This window comes from Litorisediminicola beolgyonensis (assembly GCF_042679605.1).
Lineage (GTDB): Bacteria > Pseudomonadota > Alphaproteobacteria > Rhodobacterales > Rhodobacteraceae > Litorisediminicola > Litorisediminicola beolgyonensis.
This window is the reverse complement of the sequence record NZ_JBHTMU010000003.1, coordinates 18,240-36,808: the sequence shown is the minus strand read 5'-3', so window position 1 is coordinate 36,808 and position 18,569 is coordinate 18,240. Positions and strand designations below refer to the sequence as shown.

17 protein-coding genes are annotated in these 18,569 nt (G+C 66.1%); 12 read left to right on the top strand and 5 right to left on the bottom strand.

Translation table 11 applies throughout. From position 1 onward, the window contains the following. Nucleotides 1-68: 68 nt before the first annotated feature. Nucleotides 69-1,016 carry a sugar ABC transporter substrate-binding protein gene (locus ACFQ4E_RS02460; protein WP_386801333.1) on the bottom strand — a complete coding sequence of 316 codons (948 nt, stop codon included), beginning with the start codon at nt 1,014-1,016 and terminating at the stop codon, nt 69-71. Between the two features lie 332 nt (nt 1,017-1,348). Between ACFQ4E_RS02460 and ACFQ4E_RS02455 the strand changes: the two genes are divergently transcribed. From ACFQ4E_RS02455 to ACFQ4E_RS02430, 6 genes are all read left to right on the top strand, one after another. Then, entirely contained in the window at nt 1,349-3,061 is a 1,713-nt protein-coding gene (locus ACFQ4E_RS02455; protein WP_386801332.1) for an ABC transporter substrate-binding protein, read from the top strand. Nucleotides 3,062-3,087: 26 nt separating this feature from the next. Then, the gene (locus ACFQ4E_RS02450) at nt 3,088-3,897 is read left to right on the top strand and encodes an SDR family NAD(P)-dependent oxidoreductase (protein WP_386801331.1); all 810 of its coding nucleotides are present in this window, start codon (nt 3,088-3,090) and stop codon (nt 3,895-3,897) included. A 68-nt stretch (nt 3,898-3,965) separates the two neighbouring features. Next, the gene (locus ACFQ4E_RS02445) at nt 3,966-5,264 is read left to right on the top strand and encodes a M24 family metallopeptidase (RefSeq protein ID WP_386801330.1); all 1,299 of its coding nucleotides are present in this window, start codon (nt 3,966-3,968) and stop codon (nt 5,262-5,264) included. 2 nt (nt 5,265-5,266) lie between these two features. Further along, complete coding sequence (locus ACFQ4E_RS02440; RefSeq protein WP_386801329.1) at nt 5,267-6,031, top strand: glucose 1-dehydrogenase; 765 nt, start codon at nt 5,267-5,269, stop codon at nt 6,029-6,031. A 10-nt stretch (nt 6,032-6,041) separates the two neighbouring features. Then, nucleotides 6,042-6,785: an SDR family oxidoreductase gene (locus tag ACFQ4E_RS02435; protein ID WP_386801328.1), complete on the top strand. Its 744-nt coding sequence runs from the start codon at nt 6,042-6,044 to the stop codon at nt 6,783-6,785. Further along, a complete protein-coding gene (locus tag ACFQ4E_RS02430; RefSeq protein ID WP_386801327.1) occupies nt 6,785-7,924 on the top strand; it encodes an alpha-hydroxy acid oxidase in 1,140 nt (379 codons plus the stop codon). The genes ACFQ4E_RS02435 and ACFQ4E_RS02430 overlap by 1 nt, the downstream gene beginning before the upstream one ends. An 86-nt stretch (nt 7,925-8,010) precedes the next feature. Here ACFQ4E_RS02430 and ACFQ4E_RS02425 read toward each other — a convergent pair whose 3' ends face one another. Continuing rightward, nucleotides 8,011-9,888 carry a sigma 54-interacting transcriptional regulator gene (locus tag ACFQ4E_RS02425; RefSeq protein ID WP_386801326.1) on the bottom strand — a complete coding sequence of 626 codons (1,878 nt, stop codon included), beginning with the start codon at nt 9,886-9,888 and terminating at the stop codon, nt 8,011-8,013. 206 nt (nt 9,889-10,094) lie between these two features. Between ACFQ4E_RS02425 and ACFQ4E_RS02420 the strand changes: the two genes are divergently transcribed. From ACFQ4E_RS02420 to cynS, 5 genes are read left to right on the top strand one after another with little or no spacing between them, the layout of a single operon-like run. Then, nucleotides 10,095-11,477 carry a CmpA/NrtA family ABC transporter substrate-binding protein gene (locus ACFQ4E_RS02420; RefSeq protein ID WP_386801325.1) on the top strand — a complete coding sequence of 461 codons (1,383 nt, stop codon included), beginning with the start codon at nt 10,095-10,097 and terminating at the stop codon, nt 11,475-11,477. Between the two features lie 3 nt (nt 11,478-11,480). Continuing rightward, the gene (ntrB, locus tag ACFQ4E_RS02415; RefSeq protein WP_386801324.1) at nt 11,481-12,317 is read left to right on the top strand and encodes a nitrate ABC transporter permease; all 837 of its coding nucleotides are present in this window, start codon (nt 11,481-11,483) and stop codon (nt 12,315-12,317) included. A gap of 12 nt (nt 12,318-12,329) precedes the next feature. After that, on the top strand, nt 12,330-13,238 hold the full coding sequence (locus tag ACFQ4E_RS02410) for an ABC transporter ATP-binding protein (RefSeq protein WP_386801323.1): 909 nt from the start codon (nt 12,330-12,332) through the stop codon (nt 13,236-13,238). Between the two features lie 12 nt (nt 13,239-13,250). Continuing rightward, on the top strand, nt 13,251-13,730 hold the full coding sequence (locus tag ACFQ4E_RS02405; protein ID WP_386801322.1) for a nuclear transport factor 2 family protein: 480 nt from the start codon (nt 13,251-13,253) through the stop codon (nt 13,728-13,730). 36 nt (nt 13,731-13,766) lie between these two features. Continuing rightward, entirely contained in the window at nt 13,767-14,237 is a 471-nt protein-coding gene (cynS, locus tag ACFQ4E_RS02400; RefSeq protein WP_386801321.1) for a cyanase, read from the top strand. 222 nt (nt 14,238-14,459) lie between these two features. On the opposite strand, the gene ACFQ4E_RS02395 is transcribed toward cynS, so the two are convergent. Then, nucleotides 14,460-14,714 (bottom strand): hypothetical protein, encoded by a 255-nt coding sequence (locus ACFQ4E_RS02395; protein ID WP_386801320.1) that lies wholly within the window; start codon nt 14,712-14,714, stop codon nt 14,460-14,462. Nucleotides 14,715-14,851: 137 nt separating this feature from the next. On the opposite strand from ACFQ4E_RS02395, the gene ACFQ4E_RS02390 reads away from it, so the two are divergent. Then, nucleotides 14,852-16,501: a winged helix-turn-helix domain-containing tetratricopeptide repeat protein gene (locus ACFQ4E_RS02390; protein WP_386801319.1), complete on the top strand. Its 1,650-nt coding sequence runs from the start codon at nt 14,852-14,854 to the stop codon at nt 16,499-16,501. 118 nt (nt 16,502-16,619) lie between these two features. Here ACFQ4E_RS02390 and ACFQ4E_RS02385 read toward each other — a convergent pair whose 3' ends face one another. Beyond that, the gene (locus ACFQ4E_RS02385; RefSeq protein WP_386801318.1) at nt 16,620-18,116 is read right to left on the bottom strand and encodes a tripartite tricarboxylate transporter permease; all 1,497 of its coding nucleotides are present in this window, start codon (nt 18,114-18,116) and stop codon (nt 16,620-16,622) included. A 1-nt stretch (nt 18,117) separates the two neighbouring features. After that, a complete protein-coding gene (locus tag ACFQ4E_RS02380) occupies nt 18,118-18,567 on the bottom strand; it encodes a tripartite tricarboxylate transporter TctB family protein (protein ID WP_386801317.1) in 450 nt (149 codons plus the stop codon). Nucleotides 18,568-18,569: the final 2 nt, after the last annotated feature.

Sequence of the window (18,569 nt, the reverse complement as noted above, 5' to 3'; positions counted from 1 at the left end):
ATCTTGCCTTGAACATGCGGGGCGCACCGGCCAGGCCGTACGCGCGCGCCCCGCAGTCGGGAGGAGCCTCAGAACACCGGCTTGTCGTACTCGCCCATGTTGTCCTGGGTAATCTTCGGGGTATCGAAGTAGTTCAGGAACGGAACCTCTTCACCGTTGAGCACGTCGATCGCGGTCTTGAGCGCAGCTTCGGCATCGTCGACCGGCGACTGGTAGATCGAGCCCCAGTACTCGCCCGCGGCCATCGCCTCGTAGCCGACCGCGAAGTTGGTGGCGCCGACGAAGATGATGCCCTCGCGGCCCGCGGCCTTGGCGGCGTTCAAGGCGCCCACGCCCATGTTGTCGTCCCCGGCGTAAACGCCGTCGATATCGTCATACTTGACGAGGAAGGCCTCCATGACCTGCTGCGACTTCTCGCGGTTCCAGTCGCCCGGCTGCGTCTCGACGATGGTCACGTCGGGGCAGACCTCGGGCAGACGGTCCTCGAAGCCCTTGGCGCGCTCGATGGCGGTGGTGTAGCCGGGCTGGCCGGTGATGTGCACGATCTGGGCCTCGGACTCGATGCCCATGTCCTTGAACTTGTCGCACATGATCTCGGCCGAGCGCGCGCCTTGGGTGATGTTGTCGGGGCCCGAGAAGCTGGCGACGAAGTCGAAGCCCGCCTCGGCGATGTTCGAGTTGGTGACGATGACCGGGATGTCGGCCTGATGCGCCTTGCGGACCGCGGGGATCACCGCCTCGCCATTGGTCGGCCAGATGATGATCGCGTCGACCTCCTGCTGGATCAGGTCCTCGACCTGCGCGATCTGGCGGGCCACGTCGCCGCCCGCATCGAGCACGACGGTCTCGACGTTGTCATTGGCTTCAGCGGCCGCGATGAACGCCTGTTCGTAGGTCGTCTGGTAGCTGTCCACACCCACGTTGTTCTGGGTGATGCCGATCTTCATCGTCTCGGCGGATGCCGCACCGGCCAGAAGAATGGCGGTGCTGGCTGCAAGAGCAGTGCGAATGTTCATGATGTCTCCTCCCGGAAAATACCGGTCTCATCCTAGATGTCAGCGGCGCCCCTCCCGGACGCAACGGTATCATTCGGCACACCGAACGACTGCCCTCGACCCTGCCGATTAAGCGCCGCCCGCAACGCAGGAGATTTATCCATTTTGGACATCCACACCTCCAAAATGGACATTTTTTGCGATACGTCGTGACTGTCACTTTGAACAAATTCGGGAGGCTACCGATGGGCAATCCTAAACCAGACAAGCCTGAGACCATCGCGGCACAGCAGAGCAACAGCCAAGCCAAGGGGCACACCGCATCTATGAACGCGATGGGAGCACATAGCCAGATGAAAGCGGTCTCGCCCGAAGCGCGCGCCGAGCTTCTGGACGTTCTCGCGTTCCTGGACGACCTGAGCGACGAGCTCGAGGATGCGCTGGACCTGAGCGCACCCAACGCGCATCTGCGTATGGCGCTGCATCTTCTCAAGGGTCATTTCGAAGGCAAGATGGTCACCGCCACGACGCTGATCAGCGCCAGCCGGGTGCCCTATGCCACGGCGAGTCGGCGCCTGAAGGAGATGCTCGAGGCCGAGCTGATCGAGCAGCGCCCCCGCACCAAGACCGGCAAGAGCTTTTCGCTGCATCCCAGCGTCTCGCTTCTCGAGCAGTGGGTGCAGCTGGCCCAGCGCGTCCGTCGCCTGACGGAGACGCGCTTCGGCGGGCATGACCGGGCGCAGGACGCACGGGACTACTATTTCGGCGGCAGCTACGCCGCGGCGCAGTCGATCCCCCCGCTCCAGGTCCGGACGGAGCCTCTGAAGGTTCCGGGCGGCCTGCGCGTGCTGGTGCATGGCGATCCGACCTTCATGGCGATGAAGACGCTCAAGCGGCAGTTCGAGCAGGTGATCGGCGAGCAGATCAGCCAGCGCGCCTTTTCCATCGACCGGCTGCGCGAGGAAGCGCTGCGCAACGCCGAGCGCACGGCGAGCCGCTACGACATCATCGCGGTCGACCTGCCCTGGATCGGCGAGTTCGCCGAGAAGGGCGTGTTGAAGCCCCTCGACGAGGTCATGGACCTCGCCCGGATCGACCCGGCGGATTTCCACACCGCGGGCTGGCAGGCGGCCCATTGGGACGGTCGCGCCTATGGCGTCCCGGCCCAGACGACGCCCGAGCTCCTGTTCTACCGGCGCGATCTCTTCGCGGATGCCGGGCTCGAGCCCCCCGCCACGACCGACGCGCTCCTGAACGCCGCCCGCACCCTGCACGAGCCGCGGCGCGGGCGTTACGGGATCGCCTGGAACGCCGCGCGCGGCACCGCGCTCGGGCACACCGTGCTGATGACGATGGCCGATTTCGGCCAGCCCGTGCTCGACCTGCCGAAGATCGCGGGCGGCTACGACGCGAGCCACCTCGCGGGGGGTGGGTACCGCGTGACCATAGACACCGAGGCCGGCCTCCAGGCCGCGGAGTTCCTGCTGGAGCTTCTGAAATACTCGCCGCCCGACATCCTCTCGATGTCCTGGTACGAGCGCGTGCATCGCTATTCGGCCGGGCATATCGCGATGGCTTACGGTTACACGCTTCTCGCCCCCTATTTCGAGCTCGACCCGACCTCGCCCGCCTTCAACCAGACCGGCTACCTGCCGCATCCCGCCGGACCCGGAGCGGCGCCCGTCGCGCCGGTGGGCGGATACGTCATGGGCATCCCCGCCAATCTCGCGCCCGACAGGATCGAGGCGGCGACCGAGGCGCTCACCGTCTTCACATCGCCCGAGGCGCAGAAGCTCTACGTCCAGAACGGCAGCCGCACCAATCCGCGCTACTCGGTCGGCTCGGACCCGGAGGTGCGCCGCATCTCCGACGTGTTCGAGGCGGTCGACGCGATGTCCTGGCGCGACGAACTGCAATTCTGGCCGCGCCCGCCGGTCCCGGAGATCGTCGATATCATCCGGGTCTGCGGCGAGGAATGTCACGACATGCTGCGCGGCCTCGTGTCGCCGCGCGATGCCCTGCGCAAGGCCCAAGCACGGGCCGACGCGCTCATGTGCCAGACCTGACCACCGATTTTCGAGGAGGAGAAATCATGGACCCCAATCGCCTGAACGGTAAGAACATCCTGATCACCGGCGCCGCCCGCGGCATGGGCGCAGCCAATGCCGAGGCCTTCGCGGCGCAGGGTGCCAATGTCTGTCTCGGAGATCTCGACGGAGACGAGGCGCAGACGGTCGCCGACCGGATCAACGCCGCCGGAAACGGCAAGGCCATCGCGGTGAAGATGGATGTGACCAAGCGCGAGGACAACGCCGCCGCCGTGGCCGCGACCGTCGAGGCCTTCGGCTCGATCAACGTGGGTCTCTTCAACGCCGGGCTCAACAAGCCGCGCTTCTTCATGGATATCGACGAGGACAACTGGGACCTCATCATGAACGTCAACACCAAGGCGATGTGGCTCGGCATGCAGGAGACCGCCAAGCAGATGATCGCCCAGGGACCGATGGACGGGCATCCCTACAAGCTGATCAACGTGGGCTCCATCGCCTCGCGCAAGCCGCTCGTCGACGTGACGGTCTACTGCACCTCGAAATACGGCTGTCTTGCGCTGACCGAGTGCGGCGCGTTGGGACTTGCCGAGCACAACATCACCGTCAACGGCTACGCGCCCGGCGTTGTGGTCACGCCCCTTTGGGAACAGCTCGACAAGGACCTCGTCGAGATCGGCTTCAAGGAGCGCGCGGGCCAGGCCTATGACGACATCGTCGAGAACAACCTGGTCATCAAGCGGGTGTCCTATCCCGACGACATCACCGGCACCGCGTCGTTCCTCGCCTCCGATGACAGCGATTACATGACCGGCCAGATGATCTCGATCGACGGCGGCTGGGTGACGAAGTAATCCGCTGATTTTCCGAAAGTTCAACGCAAGTAACGGGCCGCTATGCGCGCGCCCCGAAGGAGAGACCTATGTCACGCGCCTTGATGCCGAACATGCTGACCCCGCAGGATCTGGAGCCGAACTGGGAGTGGCGCGACCGCCTGCCCGCCTCGGGCCACATGTCCGTCGATTTCGAACGCCGGATCGACCATGACCGCCTGCGCCGCTACCGCCTCGCGCGGACGCGGCAATCGCTGCAGAACTCGCCCGCGGGCTCGCTCCTGCTCTTCGACGTGAACAACATCCGCTACGTCTCGGCCACCAAGATCGGCGAGTGGGAACGGGACAAGATGTGCCGCTTCTGCCTGCTGACCGGCGATGACAGCCCCTATGTCTGGGATTTCGGCTCGGCCGCCGTCCACCACCAGCGCTATTCCGACTGGCTGGAGCCCGATCACTGCCTTGCCGGTGTGGTCGGCATGCGCGGGACCATCCCGCCCGATTTCGGCCTGATGAAGAAATACGCCAAGATGATCGCGCAGCTCATCAAGGACGCAGGCATGGCCGACATGCCAGTGGGCGTCGACTATGCCGAGACGGCCATGTTCCACGCGCTTCAGGAAGAGGGCCTGCATGTCATCGACGGCCAGCAGATCATGCTGGCGGCGCGCGAGATCAAAAACTGGGACGAGATCCAGCTTCTGACACAGGCGGCCTCGATGGTCGATGGCGTATACCACATGATCTACGAAGAGCTGAAACCCGGCGTGCGCGAGAACGACATCGTCGCGCTCTCGAACAAGATGCTCTACGAGATGGGCTCGGACGATGTCGAGGCGATCAACGCGATCTCCGGCGAGCGCTGCAACCCGCATCCGCACAACTTCACCGACCGCTATTTCCGCCCCGGCGACCAGGCCTTCTTCGATATCCTGCAATCCTACCAGGGCTACCGGACCTGCTACTACCGGACCTTCAATATCGGCCGCGCCACGCCCGCGCAGAACGACGCCTATGTGAAGGCGCGCGAGTGGATCGACGCCTCGATCCAGGCGATCAAACCGGGTGTGACCACCGATCAGGTCGCCAAGCTCTGGCCCAAGGCCGAGGAGTTCGGCTTCCCGAGCGAAGACGCGGCCTTCGGCCTGCAATTCGGCCACGGCCTGGGCCTTGCGCTGCACGAGCGGCCGATCATCAGCCGCGCGATCAGCCTCGATCATCCGATGGAGATCCAGACCGGCATGGTCTTCGCGCTCGAAACCTACTGCCCCGCGGCGGACGGATACTCGGCAGCCCGGATCGAGGAAGAGGTGGTCGTGACCGAGAAAGGCTGCGAGGTGATCTCGCTCTTCCCGGCGGAAGATCTGCCGATCGCGAACCGGTACTGATCATGTCGCACCCGTTCGACCTGACCGGCCGCAAGGCCCTGGTCACCGGCGGCGCGACCGGCATCGGCGAGGGCATCGCCCTCGGCCTTGCCGCCGCCGGGGCCGATGTGGCGCTGACCTATCGCAGCCACGAACCCGAAGAGACGCTCGCGAAGATCGAGGCGATGGGCCGGAAGGCCGCCGCCGTGCAAGCGGATTTCGCGGGCATGGACGCGGCGGCGGCGTCGAGCATCACCCGTTTCGCCGCCGAGGAACTGGGCGGTCTCGACATTCTCGTCAACAATGCCGGGATCATCCACCGCGAGGACTCGGTCGACATGCCGCTCGAAGAGTGGCGGCGGGTCCTGTCGGTCAATCTCGATTCCGTCTGGCTGCTGTCGCAGGCGGCGGGACGGCACATGGTGGCGCAGGGCTCGGGCAAGATCATCATCGTCTCGTCCGTCCTGGGTTCGCAGGGCGGCCTGCGCGTGCCGGCCTACGCCTCCAGCAAACACGCGGTGATCGGCCTGACCCGCGCGCTCTGCAACGAATGGGCGCCCCATGGCGTGAACGTCAATGCCATCGCGCCCGGCTACACCGCGACCGACAACACCCAGGCGCTCCGCGACGATCCCGAGCGCTCCAAGGCGCTTCTGGAGCGCATCCCGGCGGGCCGCTTCGCCGACCCCTCGGAAATGGCCGGGGCCGCGGTGTTCCTCGCCTCCGACGCCGGCAGCTATTGCCATGGGAGCGTGGTAACCGTGGATGGCGGCTGGCTCGCGCGATGAGGAGAGACACATGACTGAGACACTGAAGGGAAAGACCGCTCTGGTCACCGCTGCAGGGGCCGGGATCGGCCGCGCCTCGGCCGAGGCGCTGGCCGCGCGCGGCGCAGAGGTCGTGGCGACCGATATCGACGGCGACGCGGTTGCGGATCTCGCATCCGGCAACGACCGGATCACGGCGCACCGGCTGGACGTTCTCGACCCAGAGGCCGTGGGCGCGCTGATCGCCTCGCTGCGGAAGATCGACATCCTGGTGAATTGCGCGGGCTGGGTCCATGACGGCACCATCCTCGATTGCGGCGACGCGGAGTGGGACCGCGCCTTCGACCTGAACGCCAAGGCGATGTTCCGCATCACCAAGGCGGTTCTCCCCGGAATGCTCGAGCGCGGATCGGGGTCGATCGTCAACATCGCCTCGGTGGTCTCGAGCCTCAAGGGCGCGCCGCGCCGCTTCGTCTACGGCGCCTCCAAGGCCGCGATCATCGGCATGACCAAGGCCATCGCCGCGGATTTCGTCAAGGACGGCATCCGCTGCAACGCGATCTGCCCGGGCACGGTGCAGAGCCCGTCGCTCAACGACCGCCTGGCGGCCACCGGCGATTTCGACAAGGCGCTCGCGGCATTCAAGGATCGCCAGCCCATGGGCCGCCTCGGCCAGCCCGACGAAATCGCCGAGATGGTCTGCTACCTCGCGGGCGACATGTCGGCCTTCACCACCGGACAGGCCTTCGCCATCGACGGCGGGTGGTCGATCTGATGCGACTGGACCGCGCCGCTTCCATCGAGGATCTCCGCCTCCGGGCGCGCCGCCGGATCCCGCGCTTCGCCTTCGACCTCGTCGATGGCGGCGCGGAATCCGAGCGCAACCTCAGGCGCAACAGCGAGGCCTTCGAAGAGGTGCAGCTGACGCCGCGCTACATGGTCGATGTCTCGAAGATCGACACGGGCACGGAGATCTTCGGTCAGAGCTTCGCGGCGCCCTTCGGAATGGCCCCGATCGGGATGCTGAACGCCTTCTGGCCCGGCGCCGATCTGGCGCTCGCGCGCCTTTGCGCCGCCGAGGACATCCCCTATGTGGCAAGCTCCGCCGCCTCGACGACGCTCGAGGCGCTGGCCGAGGCCGCCCAGAGCAACGGCTGGTTCCAGCTCTACGTCTCGAGCGACGAGAGCGTGACCGAGGGCCTGATCTTGCGCGCCAAGGCCGCGGGCTACGAGGTGATGATGGTCACCGCCGACGTGCCCGCCGCGGGCAAGCGCGACCGCGACATCCGCAACCAGCTCAGCGTCCCCTTCCGGATCACGCCCGAGGTGCTGGCGGGGCTTGTCGCCAACCCGGTCTGGTCGCTCGCGACGCTCAGGCACGGCAAGCCCAATATCGCCAATTACGCTGACCTGCTTCAGGCCGCGACCTCCTATGCCGATGTGCAGAAGACCCTGATCACCCCCGGCTTCACCTGGGAGGCGCTCGAACGGTTGCGCGACCGCTGGAAGGGAAAGCTCGTCGTGAAGGGTATCCTCCATCCTGACGACGCGGTGCGCTGCGCCGAGATGGGCTGCGACGGGATCGTCGTGTCGAACCATGGCGGCCGACAGGTCGCCTTCGGACCTCCCACCATCGAGGCGCTGCCCGCCATCGCCAAGGCCCTCTCGGGACGGATCAAGATCATCCTCGACAGCGGCATCCGGCGCGGCGCAGATATCGTTCGCGCCAAGGCGCTCGGCGCGGATTTCACGCTTGCCGGCCGGGCGCTCGCCTTCGGCGTCGGTGCCGGGGGCGAGGCAGGCGCGCGGCGGGCCTTCGAGATCCTGTCGCTGGAGCTTGTGCGGACGCTCGGACAGGTCGGCACGCCGTCCTTCAGCGAGGTCGGCCCGTCGCTTCTCAGTCGCCAGCCGTGATCCCGGGAGGGGCTCGCCCGACCTGAGCCACGCTTAAGCATACCGGACGAAAACAGCGCGCTTCGGACTGCCTTACGCGCGCCGCGTCAGCGCGGCGCGCCTGGCGCGGCGAGAAACTCCTCCTCCGCGATATTCAGCGACTTGATCCGCGAATAGAGCGTCGACGGACGGATGCCGAGAAGCGCGGCCGCTCCGTCCTGCCCGGACACCCGGCCCGAGGTCTCGCGAAGGCAGTTCACGATATTGCGCCGCACCAGCGCCTGCATCTCCGCCTCGGTGCGCACCATCGTGTCGCCGCGCGCTCCCGCATCGCGATCCGTGCCGAGCTCCAGGATAAGCTTGCTGCCCTTCGAGATCACGACCGCGCGTTCCATCACGTTTCCAAGCTCGCGCACATTGCCGGGCCACTCATAGGCAAGGAGTTGCCGCACCACGCCCTCCGTCAGGACCGGCACCGGACGGTTGAGCCGCCGACAGGCGATCCGGAGCATATGTGCGGCGAGCAACGGGATGTCATCGGGACGGTCCCGGAGCGGCACGCATTCGATCGGGAAGACGTTGAGAAACATGAAGAGGTTCTGCTGGATGCGCCGCACCCCGCCCCTGCCATCGCCCGAGCGGGTCGTCGCGGCGATCACGCGGATGTCGAGCGGCCGCTCGCGGGTGTCGCCGACGCGGATCACCGCGCGCCGTTGCAGGGCGACCAGGAGCTTGCTCTGGATTTCCGGCGGGAGCTGTTCGACATCGTCGAGAAAGAGCGTGCCGCCATGGGCGATCTCGAGCTTACCGGGCGTGTCGCGCGTGGCGGCAGCGCTCGCGCCGCGCACCTGGCCGAAGAGCTCGACCTCGACGGTCTCGGGCGCGACGGAGCCGCAGTTGAAATGGATGAGCGGCCGCCGCGCGCGGTCGCTGACCTTGTGGATCTCGGCGGCGACGAGCGCCTTGCCGGTGCCGGTCTCGCCGGAGATCACGACGGTCGCATCGGTGCGCGCCACGAGGTCGATCCGCGCCAGGACCTGGCGGGTGGCCGGGGAGACGCCGATGATGTCGTGATGGGCGCGCTCGGTCGAGATCGCCTCTTGCAGATAGGCGTTCTCCTCTTCGAGCCGGTCGCGCAGGTCGGCCACCTCCGCCAGCGCCTCGCGCAGCTTGCGCTCGTTTTCCTTGCGCTCGGTGATGTCGCGGAAGATCACCACGGCCCCGGCCAGCACCTGCTGATCGTAGATCGGGGTCGAGACATATTCGACGCGGATCGGACGGCCGTCCTTGCGCCAGAACACCTCGTCCTCGATCCGGCTGACCTGTTCGAAGCGGAAGGAGCGGTAGATCGGGCAGTCATGCGAGGGATAGACCTCGCCGTTCAGGTGGTGGTGGTGGATCATCGCGTGGATGTCACGTCCCAGAAGATCGGCGCTGGTCCAGCCCAGCATCTCCTGCGCGGCGCGGTTGACGAAGGTGGTCTTGCCCTCGGAATTGATGCCGTAGATCCCCTCGCCGGCCGCGTTGAGGATGAGCTGGTTGCGGCGCTCGAGCTCGGCGAAGAAGCCCTCTGCGCGGCGCCAGGTGTCGAGACCGGCGCGGTGGAGACCTTCCGTCTCCATGCGCTCGGCGCGGCGGTCGAGCTCGTCGAGATCGTGGATCACCAGGAACAAGAGCTCCGGCTGACCCTCGACGAAGCGCGCGCGCAGCTCGCAACGCAAGGGGTCCCCGAAGGCGGTCGTCATCGACACCGCCCGGGTCCAGCCCTCGCCCCGGTGATCGACCTCTTCGACGAAGACGAGGAACCAGGGCATGGATTTTCCGAGGAAGCGCTCCAGCCGGACCGGCCCGGTCCGCGGCAGCTTCAGAAGATCGACCGCGCGGGCATTGGCCTCGACGATCCGGTCCTCGCGCGTGTCGATCAGAAGCGCGGGCTCCGGCAGGAGGTGCAGGAGGGAATCGGGGCGGGCGACGGTATCCTTCATGTTTTCGAGCATAGCGGGCGGGCGCGCCGCGATCTTATGAAATTTCGTAATTTACGAAATTTCGCGATATCGACACACTCACCAAAGCATCCAAGCCCATGTATTCGTAGACACTTTTCATGATGTTGAAATTTTGGGCGCATCCTTACGTGACCCCTGCCCCCTCGTCAGACTGAGGATGATCACACAGCAATGAGGGGAAAGCCATGAGCACGAAAAGCCTCGGAAATCCGTTTTCCGCGAAGACCGATCTGCGCCACGGCGCTGAGTGCGGGTGCGACAGCTGCACGGCCACGCTGAAGGCCGACGAGCGCGTCTCGACGCCGATGGGCTCCGAAGAGATGCTCGAACGCGCGGTGGAAAGCGCGATCGTGCGCTCCGTGTTCGGCCATAACGACCTGTCCCGCCGGTCCTTCATGGGGATGCTGGGCGGCGGGACGGTGGCGGCGGCGCTGGCCTCCGTCTTCCCGCTAGATCAGGCCAAGGCCGCGATCCTCGACGAGCTTGGGCCGCCCGAGAAGACCGATCTCAGCATCGGCTTCGTTCCGATCACCTGCGCCACGCCGATCATCATGGCCCAGCCCATGGGCTTCTACGAGCGCTACGGCCTCAACGCGCAGGTCATCAAGACCGCAGGCTGGGCGGTGGCCCGCGACAAGTCGCTCTCGGGGGAATACGACGCGAGCCACATGCTGACGCCGATGCCGCTCGCCATGACGCTGGGCGCAGGATCGGTGGCCGAGCCCTACATCATGCCCGCGGTCGAGAACATCAACGGCCAGGCCATCGTCCTGTCGAACGAACATCTCGACAAGCGCGATCCGGCGCAGTGGAAGGGCTTCACCTTCGGCGTTCCGTTCGAATACTCGATGCACAACTTCCTTCTGCGCTACTACGTGGCAGAGTTCGGTCTCGACCCGGATGTCGACATCCAGATCCGCGTGGTCCCGCCGCCCGAGATGGTGGCGAACCTGCGTGCCGGAAACCTCGACGGCTACCTCTCGCCCGACCCGTTCAACCAGCGCGCGGTCTGGGAGGGCATCGGCTTCATCCACACGCTCACCAAGGACATCTGGGAGGGTCATCCCTGCTGCGCCTTCGCCGCGCCGCTCTCTTTCGCGACCGAGCTGCCCAATACCTATGGCGCGCTTCTGAAGTCGATCGTGGACGCGACGCAATACGCCTCGAACCCCGAGAACCGCAAGGAAATCTCCGCCGCCATCGCACCGACGAACTACCTCAACCAGCCGGTTCCGGTGATCGAACAGGTCCTGACCGGCACCTATGCGGACGGGCTTGGCGAGGTGAAGCAGGTGCCCGACCGGATCGATTTCGACCCGTTCCCCTGGCACTCGATGGGGGTGTGGATCCTCACCCAGATGAAGCGCTGGGGCTATATCGAGGGCGATATCGACTACAAGGCCGTGGCCGAGCAGGTCTACCTTGCCGCCGATTGCAAGAAGGTGATGACCGATCTCGGCTACGAGGCGCCCGATGTCACCTACAAATCCCACACGATCATGGGCAAGACCTTCGATCCCGCAACGCCCGAGGACTACGTCTCGAGCTTCGCGATCGGGAAGGGCTGATCCATGCTCTCCAATCTCAGCCTCAACCAGCGCGCAGCGCTTCTGTCGGTTCTGATGCTGATCGTCGGCCTCCTGATCTGGGAGGCCGCCATTCCCGCACAGAAGGCCGCCGAAGAGCTGACCGAATACGAGCGCCTGATGGGCCTCGGGCAGGAGAGAGCGGGCGTCCCGCCCCCCTCGCAGGTTCTCGCCAAGGCCTGGGAGCAGCTCTCGAACCCGTTCTATGACGCGGGCCCCAACGACAAGGGCATCGGCATTCAGATCGGTTACTCGATCTACCGCGTGCTGACGGGCTATATCTTGGCCGCACTCGTTGCCATCCCGCTCGGCTTCCTGATTGGCATGAGCCAGATCGCCTACAAGGCCTTCAATCCGTTCATCCAGGTGCTGCGCCCGATCTCGCCGCTCGCATGGATGCCGCTGGCGCTCTTCATCATCCAGGACAGCGAGGCGAGCGCGATCTTCGTGATCTTCATCTGCTCGATCTGGCCAATGCTGATCAACACCGCGTTCGGCGTGGCCGGGGTCCGGCAGGACTGGGTCAACGTCGCCCGCACCCATGAGCTGGGCTCGCTCCGGACCGCGTTCCAGGTGATCCTGCCCGCGGCGGCGCCGACGATCATCACCGGCATGCGGATCTCCATCGGCATCGCCTGGCTCGTCATCGTCGCGGCCGAGATGCTCGTCGGTGGCACCGGGATCGGCTACTACGTGTGGAACGAGTGGAACAACCTCGATCTCACCTCCGTCATCTTCTCAATTCTCATGATCGGCGTCGTCGGGATGCTGCTGGATAGCGCCTTCGGCGTCCTGCAGCGCACCGTCGCCTTCGCCGAATAAGGAGCACATCCGATGTCGAAACCATTTCTCAGCATCGAGCGGCTCACCCAGCAGTTCCCGGATGGTGCGGGCGGGACGCTCACGGTCTTCGAAAACGCCAGCTTCGGCGTCGAGAAGGGCGAGTTCGTCTGCATCCTCGGCCATTCCGGGTGCGGCAAGTCGACGATCATGAACATCCTCGCGGGCCTCGCCGAGCCAACCTCGGGCGTGGTCAAGATGGACGGGTTCGAGGTCTCTGGCCCGAGCCTCGACCGCGGGGTGGTGTTCCAGAACTACTCGCTCCTGCCCTGGCTCACGGCGCTGAAGAACGTGATCTTCGGCATCCGCGCCCGCTACCCCGACTGGTCGCGGCGGCAGGTCGAGGACCGGGCGCGCGAATACCTCGCCATGGTGGGGCTCGAGGGCGACGTGGTGCACCGCAAGCCCGCGCAGCTCTCGGGCGGCATGCGCCAGCGGGTCTCGATCGCGCGGGCCTTTGCCAACCATCCCAAGCTGCTGCTTCTCGACGAGCCCTTCGGCGCGCTCGACGCGCTGACCCGGGGCACGATCCAGGACGAGCTTCTGAAGATCTGGGGCGGCACCGAGCAGACGGTCTTCATGATCACCCATGACATCGACGAGGCGATCCTTCTCGCGGATCGCATCCTGTTGATGTCGAACGGTCCCTTCGCCCGGGTGGCGGAATCGGTGGAGATTACCATCCCGCGCCCGCGCAGCCGCACCGAGATCGTGGAGCATCCGAATTACTACGCGATCCGCAATCACCTGGTGCACTTCCTCGGCCAGCGCTCGCGCGAGATGTCGGGTCAGAAGAGCGACGCCGCCGATCAGCGCCCCGTCACCGTGCGGATCGATAAGACCGCCTCGGCCTCCGAGGAGGAGGCCGAGCCTGCGCCGCGGCTGCGTGCCGTGAACGAGTGACAGGACCCTGAGATGACCGCCGAGCCCCAGATCCGCGCTCCGCTTCCGCCCTTCACCTATGGAGAGGCCGTCCAGAAGGTGCGCATGGCCGAGGACGCCTGGAACACCCGCAACCCGGCCAAGGTCGCGCTGGCCTACACGCCGGACACGCGCTGGCGCAACCGCTCGGAATTCCTGAACGGGCGCGCCGAGGTCGAGGCCTTCCTGACCCGGAAATGGGCCGTCGAGAACGGCTACCGGCTGATCAAGGAGATCTGGGCCCATGACGGCAACCGGATCGCGGTGCGGTTCTGCTACGAGTGGCACGACGAAGACGGTCACTGGTTCCGCGCCCATGGCAACGAGAACTGGGAATTTGCCGAGACCGGCCACATGGCGGTCCGCCACGCCTCGATCAACGATGTGCCCATCGCCGAGGATCAGCGCCTGTTTCACTGGCCCCAGGGGCCGCGCCCCAGAGACCATCCCGGCCTGTCCGATCTCGGACTCTGAGCCGGACATCCCAAGACCGAAAAGGAGGAAACGACCATGAAAGATACGTTTGAGGTGCCCACCATGATGACCAAGGAAGACGTGACGATGATGATCCTCTCGGCCAAGAAGCAGGCCGGGATGACCTGGGAAGAGATCGCCGAGAAGATCGACATGTCGCCGGTTTGGACCCATTCCGCCTGCATGGGCATGAACGGCTTCCCGAAGGACAAGGCCGAGGCGCTCGTCACGACGCTCGGTCTGCCGCAGGAAGCGGCGGGCGTGCTCGAGGAGCCGCCGACCAAGGTCTGGGAACAGTCGGTCCCGACCGATCCCTGCATCTATCGCTTCTACGAGATCGTCGGCGTCTACGGCCCGACGCTGAAGGCGCTGATCGAAGAGAAGTTCGGCACCGGCATCATGTCGGCCATCGATTTCGACATGCAGGTGACCCGCGTGCCGAACCCCAAGGGCGACCGCGTCAAGGTCGAGATGTCCGGCAAGTACCTGGCCTACAACGCCTGGTGATGCATCGGCGTCGGAGGTCTGCGTATCCGCAGGCCTCCCGCGCTCGTCCGATGATACTGTGACCCCTGCCCCCTCGATCGCAACAGGCGCTCCGCCCCAGCGATCGATGTCCGGGGGTCAGCACTCTGCGCGGGCACGCCGGTCGCCAAGCGGAGCGCCCCGCACTTACCCGAGACGCCCTTTGCGCCCCGCGTCTCCGCCGCCGGGCCGCGCACGCGCCGATCACTCCTTCTCCGCCACAGCAGCGATCTCGCCGGCATCCTCACCGGGGCTCTCGAAGGTCCAGCCCGGCTTCCTCGCTTCGGCCAGGATCGCACGGATCGTGTCTTCGAACCGGTCGCCATGCGCCTGCAACTCGATCACCCGCGCGGCGACCTCCTCGGGCAGGATCGAGAGGTCGGGCCCGTCGGACGGCTCGGCGGAGGCCTGAAGAGCCGCTGCGGCGAAAAGGGTGGAAATGATGGGTGCCCTGAACATAATGGTCTCCGTGGTCTGGGAATTGGTTTCTTGCGGTTTGCAGCGCCAATCGCAGCGCCTGATGTCAGCAAGCTCGTTCTCGGCCACGAAAGTCACGAAGGCCGGCACGAAATTTGACGAAAGCCCAGAAAACCCTTTTGATCGGGGCATTTAGGTTCAACTCCGAAACCGAGGAATTGACCTCGCCCGATGGCACGAAGATCCCGCTTCGGCCGCAGACCGCGCGTGTCCTGGGTGTTCTCGCGCGCCATCGCCGGGCGCTGGTCACCAAGGACGCGCTGATGAGCGAGGTCTGGCCGGACACGCATGTGACGGATGACAGCCTCGTTCAGTGCATCTCGGAGATCCGGCGCGCCTTGGGGGCGGACGACGCAAAGCGGCTCGCGACCGTGCCGAAGCAGGGCTACCGGCTGGCAGCGACGACAGCGCCAGAGGCCGCCGCGCCGACCGAGGCGCCGTCAGGCCCGGATCAGCAGACCAAGCGGCGATCCCGGTCCCGGATCATCGCGGCACTCGTTGCCTCAATGCTTCTCGTCCTGGCCATTGCTGCCGCCCGGGCCTTCCTCAACAGCGATACCGCACCGCAACCGGCGCTGACGATCGCCGTCCTGCCCTTCGAGAACCTCAGCAGCGATCCGGAACAGGATTACCTGTCCTCGGGGCTCGCGGAGGATCTTCTGACCGACCTGTCGCGCCTAAAGGCGATGAAGGTCCTGTCGCGGAACACGACCTTCGGGCTGCGCAGCGCGCCCGAAACGGTCTCGGACACGATGGCCCGCTACGGGGCCACGCATATGGTGGATGGCAGCGTCCAGCGCGAGGGCGCGCAGATCAGGATCAGCGTTCAGCTCGTGCAACTCGCGACCGGGTCCAATGTCTGGGCGCAGCGCTACGACCGGCAGCTCGGCGACCTCTTCGACATTCAGGACGACGTCCGCGCCAAGATCGTCGACGCGCTGTCCCTCCGGCTCGCACCGCAGGAGCAGGCGCGCCTTCTGGATGCCGGGACCTCCGACGTCTCGGCCTACGACCTCCTCCTGCAGGGCCGTCACTTCGAGGCCGCGCTCGACCGTCCGGGCGTCACGCGCGCGCTGTCGCTCTATCGCCAAGCGCTGGACGTGGACCCGGGCTATACCGAGGCTTATGCGCGGCTCGCCAACATGTACGATTTCTCGTCGCGCTATGGCTGGGGCGAAAGCGCCGAGACGGACCGGGTTCTCGCCATCGAGATGGCCGAGCGGGCCGTGCGGCTCGACCCCGAGAACCCCTTTGCCCGGTGGACGCTGGGCCGCATCCTTTCGCGGCTCGGGCGGACGCCCTCGAGCCGCGAGCGCGGGATGGGAGAGCTGCGCGCCGCCATCGAGATCGACCCCAATTACGCCGATGCCTACGGCTTCATCGCGCTGGTCTATGTCGGCGGCGGAGAGACCGATGCGGCCCGCCAGGCCATCGCCACCGCCTTCGATCTCAACCAGACGCCGCCCTATTGGTATTACCAGAACCGCGGGATCGTCTCCTATTTCGACGAGGAGTACCTAAGCGCGGTCGAGGATTTCCTCCGCGCCGTCGAGATGAGCCCGACCGCCGCCTTCTCGCGGCTCTGGCTGGCCGCCGCCTATGCCATGACCGGCGATGTCGACGCGGCGGACTGGGAGATCGAGGAGGCGCAGATGCTCGGCGAGCCGCAAACGGTGACCGATGTCCTGACCGCGAACCCGATCATCCAGGATCCGGACTTCCAGAGCGCTTATGCGACAGGGCTCGCACGGGCCGGTTTGCCGGACTGAGGTTGGCGCCCCGCGGAGATTGGGCCTTGCGTCGTCGCGGGCATCTGCCCTTTTGAGAATGGCAAAGGGGCCAACCGCCGGGACAGGATCCGTTCACCGTTGAGACGCGGCGGCGGACTTACCCCGCTCTTAGCCTGCGACGGCGTCGAAGCGCCTTCACTGCGGGCCAGACGATGACCAGAAAGGTCATGATCGCGAGCGTCGCGGAAAGCGGTCGGGTGAACAGCTCGGTCGCGTCGCCCCGGCTGATCAGCAGCGCGCGGCGGACGCTCTGCTCGGCCATGGGCCCGAGGATCATCCCGAGGATGATCGGCGCCAGCGGCACGTCGACCTTCTCGAGGAAATATCCGGCCAGCCCGGCGGCCAGCATGACCCAGAGATCGACGATCCGGCCGTTGATAACGTAGACGCCCACGCACATCAGTATGAGGATGGCGGGCACCAGAAGCACACCGGGCAGCCGCTGGAACTGCGCGAAGACGCGGGTCGCGACCGCTCCGCCCAGGGCGAAGATCAGGAGCGAGGTGATCAGCATCTCCATCATGAACCCGCCGACGAGCGTCGGGTTCTGGTGAAAGAGCTGCGGTCCGGGCTGCAGGCCGTGGATCGTCAGCGCACTCAAGACGAGGGCCGCAACCACGTTGCCGGGGATGCCCAGGGACAGCGCCGGGATCATCGAGGCGGCGTTGTCGGCATTGTTCCCGCACTCGGCGGCGGCGACACCCTGCGGATTGCCCTTGCCGAAGCTCTCGGGATCGTCGGAGGCGTTCCTGACCGCGTTGTAACTGAGGAAGGCCGCGATGTTGCCGCCCGCTCCGGGCAGGATGCCGACACCGATGCCGATGCCCGAGGAGCGCAGCCAAGTCGGGATCAGCCCGCGGACCTCACCGGGCGCGAAGGGCGCATCGGCCAGCTTCAGCTGCGCCGAGGAGAGACCCTTTAGGTCGCATTTCTCGGCCAGTTGCAGAACCGGCGGCAGGGCGTAGAGCCCGACCAGCACGACGATCAGGTCGAGCCCGCCCAGGAGCCAGGTCTGGTCGAAGGTGAACCGCGCCTGCCCCGAGAGGTTGTCGATGCCCATCGTTCCGATCAGCAGGCCGAGGACAGCCGCCAGCAGCCCCTTCACCGCGTCGGATCCGACCATGACGCCGACCGAGGCCATGCCGAAGATCGCGATCCAGAAATACTCCGCCGGGCCGAAGAACAGCGTCAACCGCGCCAGCAGCGGCCCCATGGTCATCAGCGCGATCGCGCTGGCGATGCCGCCGATCGCCGAGGACCAGCAGGCGACCTTCAGGGCCTTGGACGCCTCACCCCGGTCGGCCATGGGAAACCCGTCGAAGGTGGTGGCGATGGAGGCGGGCGTGCCAGGGATGCGCAGGAGGATCGCCGGGATCGCGCCTCCGTACATCGAGCCGTTGTAGATGCCCGCGACCATCGCCAGCGCCACAAGCGGGTCCATCGAATAGGTCAGCGGCAGCAGGAGCGCGATGGCCATGACCGGGTTCAGCCCCGGCAGGGCGCCGATCAGCACACCCAGAAGCGTGGAGCCGACCATCGCCGTCAGCGGGCCAAGCGCCAGGACATTGGTCAGAGCGTCGGTGTAGAACCCCATCTCAGCCTCCCGTCGCCAGAAGGGACAGGATCGCCTCGCGCGGCAGCGGCTTCTGCAGCAGGACCGAGAAGACGAGGTAGACCAGCGTCATGAAGACCACCGCCACGATCAGCGCGTAGGCCCACCGCCGGAACCCCAGGACCACCGGCATCGCCAGCATCAACAGGAACGACGCCGTGTAGAAACCGAGCGGCACGACCGCCGCCAGGTAGACCGCCGCGACCGACGCCGCGGAGATCAGCTGGGCGGGAGCATCGACCATTGGTCGCGGCTCATTCCGCCCGGACCGGAGGGCGCGCACCGAAATGCCGGCGCCGAGAAGCGTCAGGATCAGGCCCAGAACCATCGGGTATGTCCCGCTGGCGCCCCGGTAGCCGGTCGCCATCCACGCGGCGGCCAGACCGACCGCCGCGAAGATCAGGCCTGTGACGATATCCTGCCGCTTCTCCATCG